This window comes from Streptomyces iakyrus, assembly GCF_000717055.1.
In the GTDB taxonomy this organism is placed as follows: domain Bacteria; phylum Actinomycetota; class Actinomycetes; order Streptomycetales; family Streptomycetaceae; genus Streptomyces; species Streptomyces iakyrus.
In genome coordinates this window covers 36,431-58,247 of the sequence record NZ_JNXI01000032.1, presented here as the reverse complement: position 1 = coordinate 58,247, position 21,817 = coordinate 36,431, and the positions used below count along the sequence as shown (strand labels likewise).

The 21,817-nt window shown below is 69.5% G+C and carries 23 protein-coding genes; 5 read left to right on the top strand and 18 right to left on the bottom strand.

From position 1 onward, the window contains the following. The 9 genes from OO68_RS37415 to OO68_RS43310 all read right to left on the bottom strand — a co-directional run. The coding region (locus OO68_RS37415; protein ID WP_033313849.1) for a heat-shock protein HtpX at positions 1-330 on the bottom strand (330 nt) is incomplete at its 3' end. A 5-nt stretch (positions 331-335) separates the two neighbouring features. Continuing rightward, the gene (gene pspAA, locus OO68_RS37410; protein WP_033313816.1) at positions 336-614 is read right to left on the bottom strand and encodes a PspA-associated protein PspAA; all 279 of its coding nucleotides are present in this window, start codon (positions 612-614) and stop codon (positions 336-338) included. Then, a complete protein-coding gene (locus OO68_RS37405; RefSeq protein ID WP_033313815.1) occupies positions 611-1,387 on the bottom strand; it encodes a PspA/IM30 family protein in 777 nt (258 codons plus the stop codon). Before OO68_RS37405 ends, pspAA begins: the two co-directional genes overlap by 4 nt. A gap of 381 nt (positions 1,388-1,768) precedes the next feature. Further along, positions 1,769-2,182 (bottom strand): cupredoxin domain-containing protein, encoded by a 414-nt coding sequence (locus OO68_RS44835; protein ID WP_237480926.1) that lies wholly within the window; start codon positions 2,180-2,182, stop codon positions 1,769-1,771. 245 nt (positions 2,183-2,427) lie between these two features. Continuing rightward, the gene (locus tag OO68_RS37395; protein ID WP_245237368.1) at positions 2,428-3,330 is read right to left on the bottom strand and encodes a DUF5134 domain-containing protein; all 903 of its coding nucleotides are present in this window, start codon (positions 3,328-3,330) and stop codon (positions 2,428-2,430) included. 224 nt (positions 3,331-3,554) lie between these two features. Then, entirely contained in the window at positions 3,555-4,532 is a 978-nt protein-coding gene (locus OO68_RS37390) for a hypothetical protein (protein WP_157852815.1), read from the bottom strand. Between the two features lie 281 nt (positions 4,533-4,813). Then, complete coding sequence (locus OO68_RS37385) at positions 4,814-5,017, bottom strand: hypothetical protein (protein ID WP_033313812.1); 204 nt, start codon at positions 5,015-5,017, stop codon at positions 4,814-4,816. 77 nt (positions 5,018-5,094) lie between these two features. Continuing rightward, positions 5,095-5,244 carry a hypothetical protein gene (locus OO68_RS46585; RefSeq protein WP_157852814.1) on the bottom strand — a complete coding sequence of 50 codons (150 nt, stop codon included), beginning with the start codon at positions 5,242-5,244 and terminating at the stop codon, positions 5,095-5,097. Between the two features lie 21 nt (positions 5,245-5,265). After that, positions 5,266-6,564, bottom strand: a complete 1,299-nt coding sequence (locus OO68_RS43310; RefSeq protein WP_245237365.1) for a M23 family metallopeptidase — start codon at positions 6,562-6,564, stop codon at positions 5,266-5,268. Positions 6,565-6,914: 350 nt separating this feature from the next. On the opposite strand from OO68_RS43310, the gene OO68_RS37375 reads away from it, so the two are divergent. Continuing rightward, complete coding sequence (locus OO68_RS37375; RefSeq protein ID WP_051814953.1) at positions 6,915-7,619, top strand: SanA/YdcF family protein; 705 nt, start codon at positions 6,915-6,917, stop codon at positions 7,617-7,619. Between the two features lie 171 nt (positions 7,620-7,790). Here OO68_RS37375 and OO68_RS37370 read toward each other — a convergent pair whose 3' ends face one another. Both OO68_RS37370 and OO68_RS37365 read right to left on the bottom strand, forming a co-directional pair. Beyond that, a complete protein-coding gene (locus OO68_RS37370) occupies positions 7,791-9,227 on the bottom strand; it encodes a hypothetical protein (RefSeq protein ID WP_033313810.1) in 1,437 nt (478 codons plus the stop codon). Between the two features lie 80 nt (positions 9,228-9,307). Continuing rightward, positions 9,308-10,522 (bottom strand): L,D-transpeptidase, encoded by a 1,215-nt coding sequence (locus OO68_RS37365; RefSeq protein WP_051814952.1) that lies wholly within the window; start codon positions 10,520-10,522, stop codon positions 9,308-9,310. A 275-nt stretch (positions 10,523-10,797) separates the two neighbouring features. On the opposite strand from OO68_RS37365, the gene resB reads away from it, so the two are divergent. The 4 genes from resB to OO68_RS37345 all read left to right on the top strand — a co-directional run bounded on the left by resB (position 10,798) and on the right by OO68_RS37345 (position 15,680). Then, positions 10,798-12,336: a cytochrome c biogenesis protein ResB gene (resB, locus tag OO68_RS37360; protein WP_033313809.1), complete on the top strand. Its 1,539-nt coding sequence runs from the start codon at positions 10,798-10,800 to the stop codon at positions 12,334-12,336. Beyond that, positions 12,333-13,448, top strand: a complete 1,116-nt coding sequence (gene ccsB / locus OO68_RS37355) for a c-type cytochrome biogenesis protein CcsB (RefSeq protein WP_033313808.1) — start codon at positions 12,333-12,335, stop codon at positions 13,446-13,448. Before resB ends, ccsB begins: the two co-directional genes overlap by 4 nt. Before the next feature lie 90 nt (positions 13,449-13,538). Further along, on the top strand, positions 13,539-13,988 hold the full coding sequence (locus OO68_RS37350; protein WP_033313807.1) for a DUF6153 family protein: 450 nt from the start codon (positions 13,539-13,541) through the stop codon (positions 13,986-13,988). A gap of 75 nt (positions 13,989-14,063) precedes the next feature. After that, positions 14,064-15,680, top strand: a complete 1,617-nt coding sequence (locus tag OO68_RS37345; RefSeq protein ID WP_033313806.1) for a multicopper oxidase family protein — start codon at positions 14,064-14,066, stop codon at positions 15,678-15,680. 76 nt (positions 15,681-15,756) lie between these two features. Here OO68_RS37345 and OO68_RS37340 read toward each other — a convergent pair whose 3' ends face one another. The 7 genes from OO68_RS37340 to OO68_RS37310 form a co-directional block, all read right to left on the bottom strand. Continuing rightward, on the bottom strand, positions 15,757-16,416 hold the full coding sequence (locus tag OO68_RS37340) for a class I SAM-dependent methyltransferase (protein WP_033313805.1): 660 nt from the start codon (positions 16,414-16,416) through the stop codon (positions 15,757-15,759). An 82-nt stretch (positions 16,417-16,498) separates the two neighbouring features. Continuing rightward, positions 16,499-17,401 carry a M56 family metallopeptidase gene (locus OO68_RS43305; protein WP_051814951.1) on the bottom strand — a complete coding sequence of 301 codons (903 nt, stop codon included), beginning with the start codon at positions 17,399-17,401 and terminating at the stop codon, positions 16,499-16,501. Then, a complete protein-coding gene (locus OO68_RS37330; RefSeq protein ID WP_280922564.1) occupies positions 17,398-17,748 on the bottom strand; it encodes a BlaI/MecI/CopY family transcriptional regulator in 351 nt (116 codons plus the stop codon). Before OO68_RS37330 ends, OO68_RS43305 begins: the two co-directional genes overlap by 4 nt. 122 nt (positions 17,749-17,870) lie before the next feature. Beyond that, the gene (locus OO68_RS37325) at positions 17,871-19,310 is read right to left on the bottom strand and encodes a SulP family inorganic anion transporter (RefSeq protein ID WP_033313839.1); all 1,440 of its coding nucleotides are present in this window, start codon (positions 19,308-19,310) and stop codon (positions 17,871-17,873) included. An 89-nt stretch (positions 19,311-19,399) separates the two neighbouring features. Then, complete coding sequence (locus tag OO68_RS37320) at positions 19,400-19,996, bottom strand: carbonic anhydrase (protein WP_033313803.1); 597 nt, start codon at positions 19,994-19,996, stop codon at positions 19,400-19,402. A 191-nt stretch (positions 19,997-20,187) separates the two neighbouring features. Beyond that, a complete protein-coding gene (locus OO68_RS43300; protein ID WP_157852813.1) occupies positions 20,188-20,556 on the bottom strand; it encodes a hypothetical protein in 369 nt (122 codons plus the stop codon). A gap of 457 nt (positions 20,557-21,013) precedes the next feature. After that, entirely contained in the window at positions 21,014-21,607 is a 594-nt protein-coding gene (locus OO68_RS37310) for a hypothetical protein (RefSeq protein WP_033313802.1), read from the bottom strand. Positions 21,608-21,817: the final 210 nt, after the last annotated feature.

Sequence of the window (21,817 nt, the reverse complement as noted above, 5' to 3'; positions counted from 1 at the left end):
GGTGGCGAACGCGTTGGGCAGGTCCATCCGGGAGACGGCCACGCGCGGTTTGGGCATGTCCGCGGTGGCGCACAGCCGGTCGATGACGCCGTGCAGCTGAGGCGCCTCCTCCCGGGTGACCAGGCGGCCGCGCATGGCATACAGGGCGATCCGGTCGGAGTACCAGTACTGCGCACCCAGCAGCCCGGCGGCGATGACCACGACCAGGACCACCGACTTGAGCAGCACGATCAGCGCGGCGACGAACACCACGTACAGCAGCCCGAGCAGGAACATGGTGACCAGCATCCGGGCGGTCAGCTGCCGGTCGGGCTCAAAACGGCTGCGCATCGTCATCACCCTGGGATCAGGCCCTCGTCGGAGAGCAGGTCGCGCACCTGCGTGAGGCTGGTGTCCGCGTCGGGCAGCACCAGGTCGGACGGCGTGATCGTCTCGTCCGGCACGGGCGTGCCGAGGCTGCGCACCGCGTCCAGCAGGGCAGACAGGGCGGTGGTGAACGCCGTCTCGTCGCCCGCGTCGGCGGCCGGCTGCAGGGCGGAGTCCAGCTCGTTGAGCCGGTCCAGATGCTCATCGGCGATCTCGTACTGGCCCTCACCGAGAATCCGCATGATCATGATGTCCCCTCCTGGTCCGGCGAGCCCTGCTCGGTGCCCTTGCCTTCCAGGGCCGGTGGGGTGGCGGATGCGGGGAGCTCGGCCTTCATCCGGGCCAGTTCCTTGTCCACGTCGCTGCCCGCGGTGACGCGCTCGAGTTCGGCCTGGATGTCGTCGCGGCCGGCCGGGAGGGTGGCGTCCTCCAGAGCACCGGAGGCGAGCAGCTCGTCCAGTGCGCCGGCGCGCGCCTGCAGTTCCTCGGTCTTGTCCTGGGCGCGCTGCATGGCCAGGCCCACATCGCCCATCTCCTCACCGATACCGGTGACGGCCTCGGTGATACGGGTCTGGGCCTCGGCCGCAGTATAGGTGGCCTTGATGGTCTCCTTGCGGGTGCGGAAGGCGTCTACCTTCGCCTGCAGGCGCTGGGAGGCGAGGGTGAGCTTCTCCTCCTCCGCCTGAAGGGAGGACCGCTGAGCCTCCAGGTCCGTGAGCTGCGAGGCCACGCCCGTGCGCCGGGTCAGGGCCTCGCGGGCGAGATCCTCGCGTCCGGCGGCGAGCGCCTGCTGGGCCTGCCCCTCCAGCTTGCCGCCGGACAGCCGCAACTGGTTGATCTGCAGGTCGATACGTTTGCGGCTGGTGGCCACGTCCGCCACGCCGCGCCGTACCTTCTGCAGCAGTTCCTGTTGCTGGGCGTAGGAGTAGTCCAGTACCTCGCGCGGGTCCTCGGCCCGGTCCAGGGCCTTGTTCGCCTTGATTCGGAACAGGGCGGCTATGCGCTTGGGAATGCTGGTCACAGGGCCGCCTCCTCTCGACTGGTGAGGAATCAGCCAGGCCACGCCATGTGGATGGACACCTTCAGGCTCCGGCCCGGTGACCTGGGCCGCAACCTTGGCCTGGGCAGTACCTGACCTTCCGGCGGAAGGTCGGCCGAAGCCGCCGGCGGCACGCTCGGCCTGGAAACCATCCTTGCTCCACGATACCCAGCGGGGGTAGGGACGAGCGGCCCATACCCGGGGTCCTTCAGCCCTCGTGTGAGGCCCGCGTGCGGGATACAGGCGCGACGAAGCCAGCGCCTGTACTGGTCAGGGAGGCAGCAGATCGACGACGACCGATGCCAGGCCATCCGCCCTCGACATCGCCGCCGTGCTCTTGCATCCCCATCCGGATGGGACGTCTCAGCGGACGATCAGAGTGCCTGTCATGTTCGGGTGGAAGGTGCAGACGAAGTCATACTCGCCGGGCTCGGACGGCGCGGTGAACGTCCCGGACTTCCCGCCGGCGATGCTCCCCGTGTCGAAGGCGTCGCCTTCCGTGGCCGTGACGGTGTGGGCGGCGGAGTCCTTGTTGACCACGGTGATCTTCTCGCCCGCCCGCACTTCCGGATTTGCCGGGCTGAACGCGAAGTCCTCCATCGTGATGGTCTTCGTCTCTGCGGTGGGGGACGCGGGGCTCGAGGCGGAGGTGGCGGGGCTGGGAGAAGTCGCGGCGGGTTCGTCGTTCCCGTCGGCACAGGCGGTCGCGAGCAGCAGTACGGCGGCTGCTCCGAGCGCCAGCGGGACGGCACGCCTGCGGCGGGGTGAAGGCGACATCGGACCGGACCCTTCGGACGGGCGCCGGCGGGCGGCTTGCACGGGGGATCATGAAGTCCGAGCCTGCCCGGGCGCGTGGAGTGCTTCCGTCCATTCTCTCCGTCCCGGGCGTCAAATACGAAGATGCTTCGCAGATTCGGGCCGTGTCGAGTCCACTCCGTGCTGATGCCGACACCCCCACCCTGCTCGACGCTCTCTCGCCGCAGTGAGCGATGCCGTCCCCGCGTTGTCAGCGATGGCGACCCTCACGCGGCCATCATCAGGAGCATCGCCGACATGATCCCGCCCATGCCGATATGGGCCGCCAGCGCCGCGTCCGGCGCGGCTCCGAGCTTGCGGCGGCGGCCGTGGCCCGGCCGGTCCGGCTGCTGCGCCAACCTGGTTTTGTCCCACACCGAGAGCGTCAGCGACGCCAGGAAGACGAACACCGTGTCCGGCATGGCGAGCAGCCAGCGGCTCACGCCCCGTGAGCCGCTGCCCCGGCCGCCGCGCTTGCCGGTGCCGCGGGCCCTCGCCCACACGGAGGCGCCGATCGACATCAGGAAGTACACGGCGAGCACCGCGATCACCCACCGCCACACAGCACCGGATCCCCCTGCGGAACCCGCGTCGGCTGCGGCGTTCGCCATCCCCGACATGTCCATTCCGTCGTGCATGGAGCCCATGCCGTCCATGGATTCCATCCCCTCCATGGAATCCATGCCGGCCATCTGGTGCGTACCCGTCGTGCTCGCCGTGTTCTCCATGCCCGGCATGTGCGCCATGGAGTGCCCGCTGCCGAGGGCGAGCACCGGTCCGGACGATGTACTCGTCATGGCGAGCGTCATGATCACCATGCCGAAACTGCCGACGATGAGGTGGACCCAGTGACGGCCGTGCTTCCACCCGCCGTCGCGCGTGTGTTTGACCGCCATCGCCACTGCCACGAGCCCGAGGACGCCGAACGCAACCGACCACCACATGCCGTAGCCCGCGTACCAGCCGACCGTCGCCGGGAGTGCCATGGCGGCCATGCACACGCCCATCAGCAGGTCGCCGCCCGCCGCGAACCGGATCTCACCGCTGGTGGTCGCCACCCGGACCGCACTGACGGCGGCCACCAGGGCGGCGACCAGCGCGATGGCCCAACTGAGCGTCAGAGTTCCCATCTTCACCTTCCCGATCGTCCGAGCACGGCGGGTCCGCACGGCCGACGCCCGCCGCGTCGTACGAGCGCCACGGGGCGCTGCATGGGCATTAGCTGCTAGTGCCCTTAGTACGTTGCTCGGGCGGAGGGTGTTCAGGTGGTCGGTGGGATTTCGCCCTGCGGGCCTTACTGGCAGGGCGCCGGACGGTTCGTAGGAACACGGGAAGCCTGCTGACGGGCCCCGTGTCAGCCGAAGTCGTTGACCTGGTCGACCGTCGCAGGGCGGGTCTCCTGCCACTGCCGCGAGCTGAGCAAACGGGTTCGCTCGGCGAGCCGTCGAAGGGCGCCGATCGCGCCCCGGTCGAGGGGCGCACCGCTGTATCCGACATAAGCGACCACACCAGGCTCTGGCTCCCAGGCCAGCACAGCGTTGCCGACGAGTCCGGACGTCACGACCGCGGGCTTGCCGCGCACTCTGCCGGCAGGCTGCGTGCCCACGGCGTACAACCGGTCCTCGATGCCCCCACAACGGGCCACGCCGGTGAAGGTCAGACCGCCGGAGAGCTCCCCGGCCTCTCCCACCTCGTCGGAGCCGTAGCGTGCCTCGCGCAGGAGGTGCGGGCGTGCGGCACCCGTCGACACCACCGAGAACCCGGACGGTGCCCTGACCTTCGGACGCCCGGATGAGACCGTTGTCGCGGCGGCGATTCCCACCAGTTGCGGCCGAGGCAGATCGCCGCGCACGCGCGCGTCCGCCCCTGAGACAGGCCAGATGATCTCGCCGCTACGGTTCCACCCCGACGCGTCGCCGATCCGGATCGGGCGGCCAACCCGAGGCTTCGACACAGGGAACGTCACCACCGCACCATTCCGTGCCAACGATCCATCCGACCGCCGCACCGTCACCGTCCAAGGACCGGCATCAGCCCGCCGGTCGTGCCGGTTCAGGGAGCCCTGGCCCAAGGCGACTCCGTTGATCAACAGGCCGGGCGTCTCATCCTGCCTGACGGACGCGTTCGGACCGTCCGGGGTGGGAACGCCGGTCGGCGACGACAGCGACGGCGAACTCCGGGGCTTTGCCGACTGAGGGGCGTCTTCGCCATTCGCGACGATGAGGCTGACCACCAGGGCTGCGATCGTCACCACAGCCACGGCCGCCATGACCAACCAGCGAGGGGGTCTCCAAGGTGGCCGCTCCGGCCCGCCGCTGAGAATCTCGCTCATGCGCGCAGCCTCCTCCCCGGTTGGACAGGCACACGGCACGGGGCGGCGCCGGCTTCTTCGGCCTCTCCATGTTCTGTGTACACCGCTCGCCGCTCATAGGTTCCCGCCTGGACAAAGCCGCACGGCCACATGGGGGTGGAGGGAGACAAGTGGTTTCATCGCAGCGGGATTCGTCACATTCTTCTGCAACCAGCTTGCTGCCGCTGCCGGTTGTCTACCGCACCACGTTGCTGCCCAGGACCAGATCAGCGTCGACGCCGAGCCTGGCAGAACACACCCTCTCAGCGTACGAGGGTGTCCGCCACGGCCTTGAACAGGCGGTCTTCTGTGGCTGGCAAGAGAACCTCAAGCTGTCGTCCGGCCACGTTGCACAGGACCATTGAGAGCTCATTGACGACCTCGACGGTGGCGCCAGGAGTCCCGAGCTGCAGGTTCGAGACGGTGCCATCAGTGGTGGAGAGGAAGACGCCTTCGGCTTGCACCACGAGGCGAGCGCGCTGTCGCTCTCCGCCGGAGTTGCGGAATCGTGCGTCACAGCGGATGCGGATGGTTCCCCCACGGTTCAGCGCGGCGATCGTTTGGGAAATGTGGCGCTCGCGCCGTAGCCCGCGTATGCGGCGAAGGAGCGGAGCGGCTCAACCACGACCGCGAAGCCGACAATGACGACGAGGGTTTCCCACACGGGCATCTCCAGCGGCTCGGCTTTGATCAACGACAGGACGTCGATACACGCCTACGTCGGGTCGAGGCCATGGCTGCGCAGCCACGGCAGCGGATCCACGGCATCGCCGGCGCCCGGATGCACTTCCAGGTGGAGATGAGGCCCCGACGAGTTGCCGGTGCTGCCCGCATAGGCGATGACGGTCCCTGCCTTGACGTAACCGGAGCGGAGCCTGAAGCCGGCGAGGTGGGCGTACCAGGTCTGCGTGCCGTCCGGGGCGGTCACCTTGACGAGGTTGCCGTAGGACGGATGCCACATGGCCTCGACTGTGCCGTCTGTTACCGCCATCACCGGCGTGTTCATGGGCACGGGGAAGTCGAGGCCGGTGTGCCGGTTCGCCCACATGGACCCGGCCGCCCCGAACAGCTCGCCGACTCCTTTCTGTGCGACGGGGAGTGCGAACTTCGGGCGCAGTGCCTCTCTGCGCGCGGCCTCCGCCTTCTTGCGTGCCGCCTCCTCTTGCCTGAGCCTCTGCTCCTCACGCCGCCGCTGTTCGAGGTCGACGCGCTCCTGCGCCCGGCTCGCACGCCCGGCGAAGTCGTCGGCGCCCCGGCTGAGTGCGGTGAGCTGGGTGTCGAGCTCGCTGTTGGCCGCGGAGGGTTCGACGGCCGGGTCGTCGGCGGCCTCCACGGTCTTGACGCCGCCGCCGAGGCCGATGGAGGCCGCGGCCATCCCGGCCATGCCCACGAAGGCGACGGAGGGTGCGACGACCGTCAGGAAAGCGGAGCTTCGGCGAGGCGCCCGGCGATCGCGGCGGCCGGCGCGGCGCGTCGTCGGCCGGGCTGGGGGAGTGGCGGGAGTCGACGAGGCTTCGGACGTGTCCTGGAGCGTGCCTGGCGCGTCGTACTCCGGCGCTCTGTTTACAGGCTCCTCATCGGGACCGTCGTGGAAGTCGACGGGGGCGGCAGCGTTGAGTGAACCGAGGGCGTCGGAGCTGTCCGGGATCGTCGGGGAGAAGGTGGGACCGTTGTGATCCGCCCACTGGCCCGGGTACCCGTGACCGCTCGGGTTGGTGTGGTAGCCGGATATCTCCCACGACGGGGCCGCGTCGTGGCCGCCGCTGTGCTCGTGCCATGTGTGGTGGGCGAAGGGCCCGGTACCAGGCGCACCGGCGCCGTACGTGCCCGGTAGCGGACCGAACAGCGGGTCCGCCTCGGTGTATGCGGCATCGGTCAGGCCGAGGTCGTGGGCGGGGTGTCCGTAGGGCTCGTGCGGGACCGCCCACCGAGGGTTTTCCGGCCATGCGACGTGTGTCGTGTCGGAGTGGGGGACCGTCGAGGCCCAGCCCCCCGACGCATACCGATCGTCCACCAGCACCTTCTCTTTCACCTCGACAGCCGGAGGACGAGCGGCGACTGCACTCGCGGAGAGACCGCTGAACGCCGGATCGGACCTCATGCCAGGCGGGGATACTAAACCACTACGTAGTTTTGATGGATGGCCGGACTCGGAAGTGGGGCGCGAGGCACGCGAAGCGGCCGGGAGATGACCTGCGGAGTTGAGTGCGCTGAGTGACGTTGGTCACGCCGTGGCGGTGAGCGGGACCAAGTGCGGCGTCCTTCGTTTGTCAGAGCACTGCTGGCCGTCGAGACGGCAGAAGCAGTCGAAACGCACGAGCCACCGTCGATCGGTACGGTGGCCGACGAACAGGGGATCACTTCATGCGCTTGCCGCGCCCGCACCTGAGTGCCGTCCTCAGGCCGCGTCTGCCGCGTACGCGTGCGGGGCAGCGGCGGACCGTGCAGGCGTTGATGCTGCTGTGCGTGCTGGCGCTGATACCCGCGACGTGGGTGTTCACGGCTGCGGACGACCGGCTGCGGACGACGACCGAGGCCCCCCGCACCGATGTTGCCGTGGTTTTCGGTGCGGGCCTGTTATGGAACGGCGAGCCGTCGATCTTCCTCGCCAACCGCCTCGACGCCGCGGCCGAGTTGTATCGCGAGGGCCGCGTCAAGGTGGTTCTGGTCACCGGCGACAACAGCAGCCACCACTACAACGAGCCGCACACCATGCGCCACTACCTCATCGATCGCGGCGTGCCCCACGCTCACATCGTCAGCGACTACGCCGGCTTCGACACCTGGGACTCCTGCGTGCGCGCCAAGAAGATCTTCGGTGTCGACCGCGCGATCCTCGTCAGCCAGGGCTTCCACATCCGCCGGGCGGTCGCTCTGTGCCAGGGGGCCGGCGTCGACTCGTACGGCGTCAGTGCGGCCGACCACCACGACGCGATCTACTACTACGGCGCCACCCGCGAACTGTTCGCCGCGAGCAAGGCGGCCCTGGACGCGGCGTTCGAGCCGGACCCCCAGTTCCTCGGGCCGAAGGAACCGGGCGTGGCGCGGGCGCTGGCCGACGCCCGGTGATCAGGCGTCGGCCGACGAGTCGTTGAGCCGCGGCGTGTGCTTCTCCGAGTAGCTGCGCCGCCCCCCTCCTGTCCTCGGGTGAGGACAGGACAGGGCGTGTGACACGCTCTGCCCGCAGAGCACGCCGCCGGGTCCAGGTCATGCTCATCCAGCCGGAACCCGGCGACATGCTCATCCCTGCGGGAGCGGTGTACGGCGCCCGGAGCGGGCGACGGCGAGCAGAATCGCCGCCGACAGTCCGTACAGCGCGACGGTGGCCGCCGTCCTGCCCGCGCCGTCCTTCCGCGGGGCGGGAGGTATGTACAGCGGCCGGGCCTCTTGCAGGATCTGTGAGGAGTCGGCCTCGACCGGGATCCAAGTCTCCGTCGTGGACGTTCCGGTGCCGCGGAAGGCGGCGTAGACGAACCAGCGGCCGGGCTCCGGCACCGTGATGTCCCCGCGGTACACGCCGTTCTCGAATGTCTCGAGGGGTGCGGTCAACTCCTGCCCGGCGCGGCGTGCGACCAGGCTGGCGCGGCCGGATGCGCCCGGTTCGGGAGTCACCCTGACGTCGATCCGGGAACCCTGAACCGACGTCCGCCAGTGAGCCTTACCTGCCTCGGTTCCCTGACCGGGGTCATGGGCCGCCGCTCGCCCGGCGGACAGCAGGGGCAGTGGCAGGGCCAGCGTCAGCGCGGCGACCGTCAGCCCGGCTGCTCGGATCACAGGGAGCCCTGGGCGTGGCAGTCCCTCGGCGGTGAGGATGACCAGTGCCGAGCCGCCTATCGAAACGAGCAGGGACGGGACGAACTGGTGGGCGTCGACGATCGTGCCGTGCGGCAGGACGGGAAGCAGCGGCATGTATGTCGCGTGCACAGCGAGAGGAACGATCAGGGCGAGCCACCACGGTGACCAACTCCCGTTCCTCCCACGGGCCAGGTCGACCGCCAGGGCCACGAGGAGCACGGGCGGCACGATCGGCGTGGAGTACCCGAGACCGGCGAGGACCGGAATCACCGCCAGCCGCACGGCCGTGACGACCAGCGCCGCCCGCGTGACGGCCCACGGATTCGGGTCGAACCGCCGGATCAGCACGATCGCCAGTGTGATCCCGGTGGTGGCGGCCGGCAGGAACCAGACGGCCGAGTACTGCGGTACGTCGGACTCGTACTCCATGACCGGTGCCAGCGAGGCCGCCAGGACGAGCCCGCCGCCGAGCATCAGCGACCCGCCGCCGCCCTCGGCGGCGATCGCCCGCAGGAGGGTGACGGCCAGGGCGAAGGTGGCGACGATGGCCAGTAGGTGGGGCGGGCTCCACAGCACCGCGTCCCGGCCGAACGCGATGTGCCAGGCCTCGTCCGCCGGAGCCGAGATGCCGATGGCTCCGGCGGAGATGGCCGCCCATCGCAGCAGCGGGTCCGCCGCGGCCGCACGAAGGCCCCGGCCGCGGATCCTTCCGACGGCCCACCAGGCGGTGGCGCCGAGCGTCACCGTCAGGGAGCCGTAGAGCAGCACATGGGGGGCGCTCCAGAAGGTGTCCCGACCCACGTCGGTGTGCAGCGAGTCGTCCCAGTACATGCTGAACAGCGCCAGTAGTCCGCCGGCCGCCGCGGTGATGAGCCGGTTCATGGTCCCCGCCTGCCTTCAGGGTTGGTGATGGCCAATGCGGCGAGAATATACCCCCTAGGGGTATATGGAAACCGGTGACGTCAGTTCAGCGCGCTGCCCTTCTTCCAGGTCTCCCAGTCGACGTTCCAGTCGCCGTAGCCGTTATTGACCGCCACGGTGTCCGTGGAATTGACGACGGTGACCGGGTCACCGAGATGGACCTGGTCGTAGAACCACTTGGCATCCGTCGTGCTCATGCCGATGCAGCCGTGGCTCGCGTTGATGCGGCCGAACTTGCCTTCGTTCCAGGGTGCCGCGTGGGCGTATGTGCCGGAGGGGGTGAGCTGGACGTCCCACTTCACCGACCTCATGTCGTACGCCTCGGCGCCGAAGATGCCGACCGTGGCGGAGTTCATGCGGATGCTGGGGACCTTGCCCAGCACGACCATCGTCCCGTTCCAGGTCTCGAAGTCCTTCTTGCCGGTGGAGACCTTCAGCGTGCGGAGCGTCTTGCCGTTCTTCGCCACCGTCATGGTCTTCTTCACGACGTCGACGGTGCTGGTCACCGCGTCGCCGATGGTGAAGTTCACGACGCGCTGCTGGGTGCCGTAGATCCCGTTGCCCGCGTCGACGCCCGCGAGGTCCATGCGCAGGGTGACCTTGGTGCCGGACTTCCAGAACTCCTTGGGGCGGTAGTCGATACGGTCCTTGCCGTCGCGGTCCTTCATCCAGCTCCAGGCGCCCTCGACCGCGGGCGAAGCGGTGACCTTGAGCTTCTTCTCGACCGCCGCCTTGTCGTGGATCGGCTTGTTGAACGTGATCGACACCGGCATGGCGACCCCGACCTTCGCTCCCTTGTCGGGGTTGTAGGTGCCGACGAAGGTGTTCTTGGCCGCCTCGGTGGTGAAGGAGGCGTTCTCGGTGAGGGGCGAGCCGTCGGACGCCTTGCCCTTGGCGTTCACCGTGTAGGTGGCGCCCGGGGCGAGCGGTGTGCTGGAGGTCCATACGGACTTGTCCTTGGACCAGGTGCCTGAGAGCTTGCCCGGGCCGGGGGAGCTGACCTCGACGGACGACAGGGACCCGCCCTGGGCGCGCACGGTCACCTTCCGGCTGACCGGCACCTTCTCGCTGTCCGCGCCCGGCTCCACGACTATCGCGGCCGGCCCGCCGTTCTTCCCCCCGTCGGCCGCCAAGTCGGAGCTGCTGTCCGCCTTGGGGCCGGCGCTGCACGCGGCGAGGACGACGGCGGCGGCCGAGGCGAGCGCGAGCGGCTGTACGGTCCGGCGGTTCAGCCGTGCTGGCAGGCGCTGTCGCATAGGACCCCTCTCAGGTTCTCTAAAGGGCTAAGTGAGTTCGTAGACGTGTGACGTAGCTTCCCGGTTCCTGGTCGCGATTGGGGAATGACGGGGGTGGTCGCAGAACGGATTCTGTCGTGTGTCAGACTCCCTCCGTGGCTACTAATAACTTTCGTAGTCTCGCCGATCCTCCCGCGCAAGGCGACAGCGATACGAGCGAATCCGCGCCGGCGGCCCACCCCAGGGGTCTGGGGCCGGTCGGCTGGCTGCGCTGGGCTTGGCGTTCGCTGACCACGATGCGCACGGCGCTCGTCCTGCTGCTCCTGCTCGCGCTCGCAGCTGTACCCGGCTCCCTGGTGCCCCAGGAGGGGCGGCAGCCCGCCCAGGCCGCGGACTTCCGCAGGCGGAACCCGGATCTCGCGCCGCTCCTGGACACGCTCGGCTTCTTCGACGTCTACTCGTCGCCCTGGTTCGCCGCCGTCTACCTGCTGCTCTTCGTCTCACTCGCCGGCTGCATCGTGCCGCGGACCGTGCAGTACGTCCGCACGCTCCGGGCCCGACCGCCTGCCGCCCCGCGCCGACTGGACCGGCTGCCGCAGCACGCCGTCTGGACGGCGTCGGCCGACCGCGGCGAAGTGCTGCTCACCGCCGCGGACCTGCTGCGGCGGCGCCGCTTCCGGGCCGACCTCGATGTGGGCGGCTCGGTCGCGGGGGAGAAGGGGTACCTGCGTGAGGCCGGAAACCTGGTGTTCCACGCGTCTCTGTTCGGGCTGCTCGTCGCGCTCGCCGTCGGCAGTCTCTTCGGCACGACCGGTCAGAAGCTCGTCCTGGAGGGGGACAGCTTCACCAACACCCTCACGCAGTACGACGACTTCACCCCGGGCACGCTGGCCTCGGCCGACAGCCTTCAGCCGTTCAGCTTCCAGCTCAAGGGGTTCTCCGCGACGTACCAGCGCAGCGGCCCGCAGCGCGGCACCGCCAGCTCCTTCGTCGCGCGCCTGAACTACAGCAAGAGCGACGGCGGGCCGGCGCGGGACACCCTGGTCGAAGTCAACAAGCCGCTGGAGGTGGACGGCGCCAAGGTCTTCCTCCTCGGCCACGGCTACGCCCCGGTCGTCACCGTCCGCGACGGCAAAGGCGACATCGCCTGGCAGGGGCCCGCCGCCTTCCTTCCGCAGGACGCCAACCTGACCTCCGTGGGCGTGATCAAGGCGCCGGACGCCCGCGACCGCGACGGCAAGCGCGACGGCCTCGGCTTCACCGGGCTCTTCCTGCCCACCGTGCAGCTGACCCAGACCGGCTGGGCGTCGTCCTTCCCCGCCACGGACGACCCGGTACTGGTCCTGACCGCCTACCACGGTGATCTCGGCATGGACAGCGGCCGACCGCAGAACGTCTACCAGCTCGACTCCAGCCGCATGACGCAGTTCCGCAAGGCCGACGGCTCCCCGTTCGCGCAGGCCCTGCGCCCCGGCGACCGGATGCAACTCCCCGGTGGTGCGGGCTCGCTCACCTTCGACGGCATCAAACAGTGGGCGAGCTTCCAGATCGCCCGCAACCCCAGCAACAGCACGGCTCTGTGGAGTGCGGTGGCCATGGGCCTCGGCCTGTGCGCCTCGCTCTTCGTCCGCCGGCGGCGGGTGTGGGTGCGTGCGGAAGCCATGCTGTCCGGCCGGGTGCGGATCGTGGTCGCCGGACTGGACCCCGGTGGGACCGACCGGACGGCCGAGGAAGTGGCCGAACTCGCCGAGGAGTTGCGGGAGCGGTTCCCCGCTTTGAAGGCCGCCGAGTCGGACGTGAAAAACCTTGAGCCCCTGCCCCAGGAGCAGAAATGAGCAACGCCCCTCTCGCCGACCAGAACCTGGCCCAGCTCGCCAACTGGCTGATGTACTCGGCGATCGCCGTCTATCTGCTCGCCTTCGTCGCCGCCTGCGCGGAGTGGGCGTTCGGAAGCCGGGGTCCGGGGATGCGGGCCTCCGCCGCCTCTCCGGCGGTACGGGCGGCACAACAGACTCCGGTCGCGCCCTCACGCGGCCGGACAAGGAGCGCGGCCGTGGGCGGTGCAACAGGAAGCAGCACGCAGGTGCTGGCACCGCCCGCGACCGCGCGTCCGGAAGCCCTCGTCACGGGCACGGGTGACGGCCCCGGAGCGGCCGGTGGCAGTCCCCGGGCCGACCTCGTTGGGCGGATCGCCGTCTCACTCACCGTGCTGGCGCTCCTGCTCCACTTCGGCTCGGTGCTGGCCCGCGGCCTCGCGGTGAGCCGGCCGCCGTGGGGCAACATGTACGAGTTCTCCACCGCCTTCGCCCTGATGGCATCGGCCGCGTACGTCGGCCTGCTCGCGGCCCGCAGACCTGTGCGGTGGCTGGGGGTTCCGGTCCTCTTCTCGGTCCTGCTCACCCTCGGCCTCGCGGTGTCGGTGCTGTACGTCGACTCCGCACAGCTCGTGCCCGCCCTGCACTCGTACTGGCTGTGGATCCACGTCTCCGCCGCGATCATCTCGGGCGGCGTGTTCCACACGGCGGCCGTCGTCAGCATCCTGTACCTGGTGCGCGACCGCTGGGAACGGGCGGTCGCCGGGGGCGGGGCTGAGGGACGAGGCGCTGTGCTGTGGCGGCGGCTGCCGTCCAGCCAGACGCTCGACAAGCTGGCCTACCGCCTGACTGGCCTCGTCTTCCCTCTGTGGACCTTCGCGGTCATCGCGGGCGCGGTATGGGCGGAAGCCGCGTGGGGCCGCTACTGGGGCTGGGACCCCAAGGAGACCTGGGCCTTCATCACGTGGGTCGCCTACGCCGCGTACCTGCACGCCCGGGCCACCGCCGGGTGGAAGGGACGGCGCGCGGCGGTGCTCGGACTGGTGGCGTTCGCCACCTTCGTCTTCAATTACTACGGCGTCAACATCCTCATCACCGGTCTGCACTCCTACGGAGGACTGCCGACCAACTGAAGATCTCATCAGTCCGTCGACCCCTGTAAGGTACCCCCAGGGGGTAAGATTCCGACGTCGGCGTCCGCAAGCGCGACCAGGGTGGAGACCGTGGCGATACAGGCAGCTCACAGGGGCGGCAGTGCCGTCCGCTGGACGTATGGGGCGTTCCTCGCCCTGTTCGTCGCGCTGGCCGTGCTCGTCCACCACGAGACTGCTGCGACGGGCGCCTCGCGCATGATGAGCGCTTCGTCCATGGCCGTGATGGATGGCGCCCCCATGCAGGGTGCTGCCCATGCCGGCCACACCATGCCGGGCGAGGCGACGCCGACCGCCTGGGAGCCGTCCTCCTCGCACAGCATGGACGCCGGTGGTTGCGCTGCGCCCGACATGCAGCACTGCACCACGGCGAGCATCGGCTCCGTGCAACTCGTCGCCCCCGCCGAAAACGAGTTCTCACCGCTCACGGACCTTCCCGAGGCCGTGGCGGCATCCGTGCCCGTCGGTACGGTCGGCCGCGCCCCGCCCGACCTGTCCGTTCTCTCCCTGCTGCGTATATAGGCCGCCCCGGACGGCGCGCGATGTGCCGTCCCTCCGCGACCACGTCGGCAGTTACGAGAACAGAGGACACAACCCATGAACAGCATCAATCGCCGCTCCGTCCTGCTCGCCGGACTGGGAGTCGCCGGTGCCGGCGCTCTTGCCGCCTGCAGCAGCGGGAGCGGCTCCGATGGCGGCAATGCCCTGGTCAACCCCTCCGGCTCGGCGGTCGCCGCGGGGGAGAAGAAGCGCAAGAGCACCGGACGCCAGCAGAAGCTCACCCTGACCGCGGCACCCGCCATGATCGACCTGGGCGGCGGCGTCATGCCCAAGACCTGGGCATTCGACGGACGCACCCCGGGCAAGGAGATCCGGCTCTCCGTCGGCGACACCCTTGTGGCCGAGCTGTCCAACCAGCTCCCGAACAAGACCACCACGTCCATCCACTGGCACGGCATCGCCCTGCGCAACGACATGGACGGCGTGCCCCCGGCCACCCAGACCGCCGTCCGGGCCGGCTCCACCTTCACCTACCAGTTCATCACCGACGCCCCGGGCACGTACTTCTTCCACCCACACGTCGGCGTCCAGCTCGACCGCGGTCTGTACGCCCCGCTGATCATCGAGGACCCCAAGGAGACCCTCGCGTACGACGACGAGTGGGTCGTCCTCCTCGACGACTGGGTCGACGGCGTCACCGGTACCCCGGACGAGGTCTTCGCCGAACTCAGGCAGGGCATGGGCGGCATGGACATGGGCGACGGCAGCAGCCCCAGCTCCAGCGGCATGGAAGGCCACGACATGGGAGACATGGGCGGGATGGACATGGGGGAGGACTCCCCGTCCCCGTCCGCCTCGTCCGGCGGCATGTCGATGAAGTTCATGCTCATGGGCGCCGAGAGTGAACTGCTCGGCGGCGACGCCGGCGACGTCAAGTACCCGCACCACCTGATCAACGGCCGGGTGGCCACCGACCCGGACGTTTACACCGGCAAGCCCGGCAAGAAGGTCCGGCTGCGCATCATCAACGCGGGCGGAGACACCGCCTACCGCGTCGCCCTCGGCGGTCACAAGATGACCATCACCCACACCGACGGCTTCCCGGTCCAGCACCAGGAAGTCGACGCCCTGCTGATCGGCATGGGCGAGCGTTACGACGTCCTCGTCACCCTCGGCGACGGTGTCTTCCCGCTCGTCGCCCTGGCCGAGGGCAAGAACGCCAACGGCTTCGCTCTGGTGCGTACGGGCTCCGGGAGCGCGCCGAAGCCGACCGTCCGTCCGAAGGAACTGGACGGCATGATCATGTCGGCGTCCCAGCTGCGTGCCGCCGACGACGTGCGGTTCAAGTCGGCCAAGACCGACGTGACGCACCAGATCAAGCTGACCGGCGGCATGGACAAGTACAACTGGGCCATCAACGGCAGGCCGTTCGACATGAAGGACCCCCAGGGGAACCCGATCCTCATCGAGGAGGGCCAGCGCGTACGGCTCGACTTCTTCAACGACACCGACATGTGGCACCCGATGCACCTGCACGGCCACACGTACCAGATCGGTGACTCCGGGCCGCGCAAGGACACCGCGATCGTGCTGCCCAAGAAGAAGCTGTCCGTCTTCTTCGACGCCGACAACCCGGGCCAGTGGATGCTGCACTGCCACAACGCCTACCACGGCGAGGCCGGGATGATGGCGAACGTGGCCTACAAGGCCTGAGGTTCACCTCGCGCCGTCCGGGCGGGCTCATCGGTTGGCCGATGGGCGCGTCCGGAGGCGTCGTGCGGTGGGCGCCTCAGTTCTCCGGCTTGCGTGCGACCCCGATGACGCACGGGGAGCTGGGTGTCGTACGGCCGTTGATGAGGAAGTCGAAGCGCCGCGCCTGCTCGACGGTGAAACCGGCGTCCCTGATGGCCTGTTCGCTGTCCCGGTCGAGGTTGCAGCCGCCGGTCAGCAGCGGCCACACCATGTTGATCCTGCGCTGCTTCTTGGCGAACCGCGGATCGGCCGAGCGTACGTGTTCGTAGAAGTACAGGCGCCCTCCCGGTCGCAGGACCCGAGCCGCCTCCGCCAGCGCCGCGGGGACGTCGGCGATGCTGCACAGGACAAGTGAGGCGACGACTCCGTCGACCGAGCTGTCCGGCACCGGCAGTTCCTCCGCCCGGCCCTCGCGTACCTCGACGGGCGCGGACGACTCGGCCGCCGCCCGCGTCGCGAGCTCGCGCAGGCGTGGTTCCGGCTCCACTGCGATGACCTTCTCCACTGTGGCGGGGTAGTGGCGAAAGTTGGCGCCGTTGCCCGCACCCACCTCGATGACACGGCCCTCGGTGTCCGCGAGGAGTTCCTTGCGGTGGTCAAGTCCGCCGTGGGTTTCGGAGAAGGCGTTGATCCTCGGGTAGATCCGAGCGAAGAAAGGGTGCTTGACCTTCGGACGCTTGGCTGCGGCTGTGGGCATGACGGCAACTCCTCATCAGTCAGCGACACCCGTCAAGCTACTACGCGCACGTAGTAGATACTATGGGTGTGTAGTAGATGGGTCAGGCCCCGACGGGCATGCAGCTCAACGGAGTTGCCGCGACCAGCGCCGCGGAACCTGCCAGTGCCCAGGCGTAGACGGCGGCCCCGGCGACGGAGGAGGCCACCCGCCATCGGGCGGGCGGTGCCAGGCGCGGCGGGTGTCCGTCTTCCAGCTGGGCGATGCGGGCGTCGAGCAGGTCGGGAGCTGCCATGGCGCTGGCCGGTACGGCGAGCGCCCAGCCGGGCACGGCGGACACCTTGAGCAGAGCACCGGCGACCGCAGGCGTACCGCAGTGGGCGACCGCCCGGCGATCGGCCGTGAGTTCTCGGTCGGCGGCGAAGGCTGCCCGCAGGTGGCCCAGCAGGGGAAGGGTGAAGTGGTGCGCCGTCAGGAGGCCGGCGATCAACGCCCGGAGCGGGTCGCGACCGCGGACGTGAGCGGCCTCATGGGCGAGCACCGCGTGCAGTTCGCGCTCGGTGACGGTCGTCGTCAGACCGATGCTGACCGCCACCCGGGGGCGGAGCAGGCCGTACGTGAACGCGAACGGCGCCTTGGAGTCGACCACAGTGACACGGCCTGCCAAGCCCGCGAGTGCGGCCGCATCACCCACTTCGGACGCGCTCACTGTGGTGCTGTCGCCGCGAGCCCGCACCTCCTGGCTCACGGCGCGCGTCGCCCGCAGCCCTTTCCAGAGACCGACGGTCGACCGCGCGCCACCGGCGACCGAAAGACCCAACAGCACGGTGCCTGCCCAGGCGGTACCGGTCAGCAGGGCGCTCGTGCCACGATGCCCCACCTGCCACGCGAGCGCCATGGTCAGGCAACATGCGGCATAGGCCACCGCGGCACGGATGGCCACGGATGCGGCGACCAGTGTCCAGAAGGCGCGGTTCCCGCGGTCGAGCACCGCGGCGCCGGTCACGGCGATTCCTCCAACAGGCGCCGCAGCCGGTCGCGGAGGCCCGGATCGTGGACCGCCTCGGCGGCGAAGTGCGTGATCGCGGCGTCTCCATGGGTGCGCAGTACCTCGCGTACGGCGAGTGCGGCCTCGTCCGGCACCGCGGGGGAGTACGCATAACTGCGCCCCTGAGCAGTGCGGTTGAGCACGTCCTTCTCCGCGAGTCGGCTCATCACCGTCATGACGGTCGTGTATGCGAGTGGCTGGGCGCGGCCCTTGTTCAGCCCGTCGAGCACTTCCCGAACGGTGACCGGGTGTTCCGCATTCCAGCAGACCCGCATGACCTCGCCCTCAAGTGCTCCGAGGACCACCGCGCCACCCTTCCAGGACCGTTCCTACTATGCGAGCGTAGTACGCCTGGGGTTTGAGCAGGGGCCCGGTAGTCCGCTGCGGTAGCGGAAGCGGGTCCCGGTACCGCAGCGGACTCAGTCCGTCACACGCCCGACGTGACCTTCACGGGCTCGGTGCCGGTCGCGCTGTGCCGTGCCGCCCAGTTCTGCAGGGCCGTACGGCAGGCGTGGTCGAGGTGGTGCACTCCGGACAGGTCGACCTCGACGGGGCGGTTCTGCGGCAGCGCCTCCAGGCTGTCGAGGATCTTCGGCAGTCGCAGGAAGGTGGCGTTCCCGATCAGGTGCGTCTGGATGGGACCGGCGCCCTTGTCGACGATCTCCAGCCGGACGTGGGAGGCATCCCACGCCGTCTTGATCACGGCGAGGGCGAGGCCGATGAGCACGCCCTCGAACATGCTCACCGCGACGATCGACACCGCGGTGACGACGAGGATCACGACCTCGCCGCGGTGTTCCCGCCACAGCTCCTTCATCTCCTTGACGGGGATCAGCTTGAAGCCCGAGTAGACGAGGACGCCCGCGAGGGCGGGGATCGGGATGACTCCCAGCGCCGCCGGGAAGAGCGCCGCGAACAGCAGCAGCCACACGCCGTGCAGGACCCGGGACGCCTTGGTGCGGGCGCCCGCCTGAACGTTCGCCGCACTGCGCACGATGACGGCGGTCATCGGCAGCGCGCCAAGCAGTCCGCACACGGTGTTGCCCGCGCCCTGCGCCATCAGCTCCTTGTCGTACTGGGTACGCGGCCCGTCGTGCAGCCGGTCCACCGCGGCGGCGCTGAACAGGCTCTCGGCTGAGGCGATCAGCGTGAAGGCGAGGACGGTACCGAGGAGACTGACGTCCATCAGACGACCGAAGCTGTCGGGCGTCGGAGGCTGGATGGCGCCCAGCAGACCCCGCACCTCCACCTTGGCCACCGGCAGGGAGAGGAACACCGAGGCGGCCGTCGCGAGTCCGACGGCGGTGAGGGGGCTTGGGACGACCTGAACCACCTTCGGCAGCTTCTTCCACAGCACGAGTACGGCGATGGTGCCCACACCCAGGCCGAGAGCGGCTCGCGCGCCGGGCGACTGCGCGGCATCGGCGAGCATCCCCGGCAACCCGGCGATCTTGGCCAGCCCCTCGGCGGGAGCCTTGATCCCTGCCATGGAGTACAGCTGGCCCGCGATCAGCACCAGGCCGATTCCGGCCAGCATGCCCTCGACGACCGCCACCGAGATCGCCCGGAAGTAACGCCCGAACTTCAGAGCCCCCATGAGGAGTTGAAGCAGACCCGTGGCGAGCACGATGGCACCGAGGGCCGGGAGACCGAATTCCCTGACGGCTTCGAAGACCAGCACGGTCAGCCCCGCGGCGGGACCGCTCACCTGGAGGCTGCTGCCGGGCAGCAGGCCGGCGACAAGGCCGCCCACGATGCCGGTGACAAGTCCGAGCTCTGCCGGCACGCCGGACGCGACGGCGACGCCCACGCACAGCGGCAGGGCGACGAGGAAGACGACGAGCGAGGCGGCGAAGTCCTGCCGCAGAGTGGATCCGGAGCCTGCGGCCTTCGTGCGACGCCGCTGCCCGCCCTGCTTGTGGGGCGACGCCTGACCGGCGGCCCTCCTGTGCGCGCTCACAGCGCGACGAAGGTGTCGGCGTGCGGCTCGTGAGCCAGCACGGTGCCGGTGTGGATCTCGTAGAACCAGGCGTGCAGGCGCAGTTCACCCGCGTCGAGCCGCCGCGCGACGCACGGATACGAGCGCAGCCTGAGGATCTGCGCAAGAACGTGCGACTGCACCGCATCGGCGACCGCGGGGTCGTCCTGGCTCTTCGTGCCGTCCTGCCGGGGCGCGGCGTGCGCGAGCCAGTCACGGACGGCGGGGACGGAGTTCAGGTCGTCGCCGCGCACGAGGGCGCCGACGGCACCGCAGTGGGAGTGGCCGCAGACGACCACATCGGTGACACCGAGCACCTCCACGGCGTACTCGATGGTGGCGGCCTCACCGGACGGCTGACCCGACCCATACGGAGGGACGATGTTGCCGGCGGTGCGCAGCTCGAAAAGCTCGCCCGGGCGAGCACCGGTGATCAGGGACGGTATGACCCGGGAGTCGGAGCAGGTGATGAACAGGGCCTGCGGGGCCTGGCCTTCGGCAAGGCGGGCGAACTCCTCGGGACGGGCCGCGGTCTGGTGCCGGAATGTGCGGGCGTAGTCGATGAGGGGTTGCATGTGAGATGCCTCCTGGGCGCGCCAAGGCGCGTCTGGGCGCACCACAAGGGTGCGTCGGTTGTCAGGGGTGGAATGTCACTGCGGCGGGCAGGAGATAGCGCCCGGGGCGCTGGGTGAGCGCGCGAGGGGTGCGAGACGGCGGGAATCTGGCCCCGGCCGCCCGGAATGACGCTTGCCGCCCGTGGGGCGGATCAGCAGCGGAAGACCTGGAGTGCCGCCGGTGAGAGGTCCGTGACCGGTCTTGACGGGCGGAGTGTGTCTCTGGCCGCCGAGATTGTCGGCGATGCCACGACCGCGTCGGCGTCCATGACCTGGCTGCTGCTGTACGAAGGGCCGTCCGGGGCGTACTCGTCGGCACGCTGACGGTCGCGGGTCAGGCGGTGCTCGGACATCTCCTCGGAGCCGTGCGCGTCGCCGCAGACCGCGGCTTCGCCTTGAGACGTCGTCGTCTCCTGCGCGTGGGCGACCGCCATGGGCGCCGTGTGCGTGAAGAGCTGAAGCGCCAGCAACGCGGCGGCGAGGGCTGCGAACACGGCCCAGACCCGCTTGCCTCGTGACACGGCGTTCAGCTCCTGGTCGTACGTCGTTCTGTGCAGCGAGGGGCTGCGCCGCGAAGACAAGTGCTCCGCTAAGTTCATTAGTACATTAACCGTACGCGGTGCGCCGTATGGTTACCGTGAGGTTTCACCCTTGTGGGGGTCGCGGCTCCGTCCGCTCTTCTCGTCTGCGCTGTCGCCGCTCCCTCCACGCCAGCTCTACCGTCAGGAACACCGCCAGGGCAACGACCAGCACCATTGCGATGATGCCGGCGGCGGAGGCCCATGAGACGAGACCGCTCTGGTCCTCCTTCGTGTCTGATGCGACTTGGATGGCGCTGATGATGCTGTGCGGGGTGTAGGCGCCGCTGTATCCGGTCATATCCCCCCTCTGGTTCGCGCCCGTGTTGGGGCGCGGCGCCCACGTTACCCGACTGGAGCTAAGTGACTTAGTAGGTGGTTCATTCTGTCGCCCTCGGCCTCAGTGGCTGTGGCCGTCCTCCGTGTGGCCGGATTCCGCCTCGGTAGAGGCGGCCGTCTCCGGCGCCGCGGGTTCGGAGGAGGGCGCGGAGGACTCCTGCCCGGCTTCGTGCTCGTCCGTTTCCTCCTCCGCACCTTCGCCATGGCTGTGCCCGCTCTCGCCGGAGGCTTCGCCGAGCCCTTCGGCGATGGTGCGCAGGCCGAAGAAGCTGACGGTGGCGGTGAGGAGGACGGCGAGCCCCAGAGGGCCGAAGATGCGACGCCAGGACGACTCCGGGTCCTTGAGTACGAAGGCGATGAACGAGACCGTGATCCCCAGAGGGACGAGCACGGCACCGCGGGCGGGGAAGTCTTCGAAGTGCTGCAGCCCGCCGCTGAGCATGCCTATGCCGAACGAGAGCAGCAGTGAGGCCGCGATGATGAGGATCGCGCGCGGCAGCGCCGGCCGGTTGGCGGCGAGCAGGAACTCGTTGACCAGCGTCGCTACCAGGAACACCAGGACGCCGATGACGGCGATCTTCGTGTACCGGGCCGGATCCAGCGGGTGATGCACCACGGCGCCGCTGATGAGGCCCGCTCCTACGAAGTACAGCACGTATCCGATGTAGCGGCCCGCGAGCGGTGCAGGCTTGCGGGCGCGGCGGCGGCGCCCCCGACGGGCGGCGGCTCTGCCGCCACCAGGGCGCGGCTGAGGCGCGGAGGGTGCGGGGCGTTCGGTGACGAGGGACAAGGCAGGGGCCTTTCGGCGGCTCGGAGGATAGGGAAACGGGCAAGACGGCTGGTGGGGCAGGGCGCGGGTGAGGAA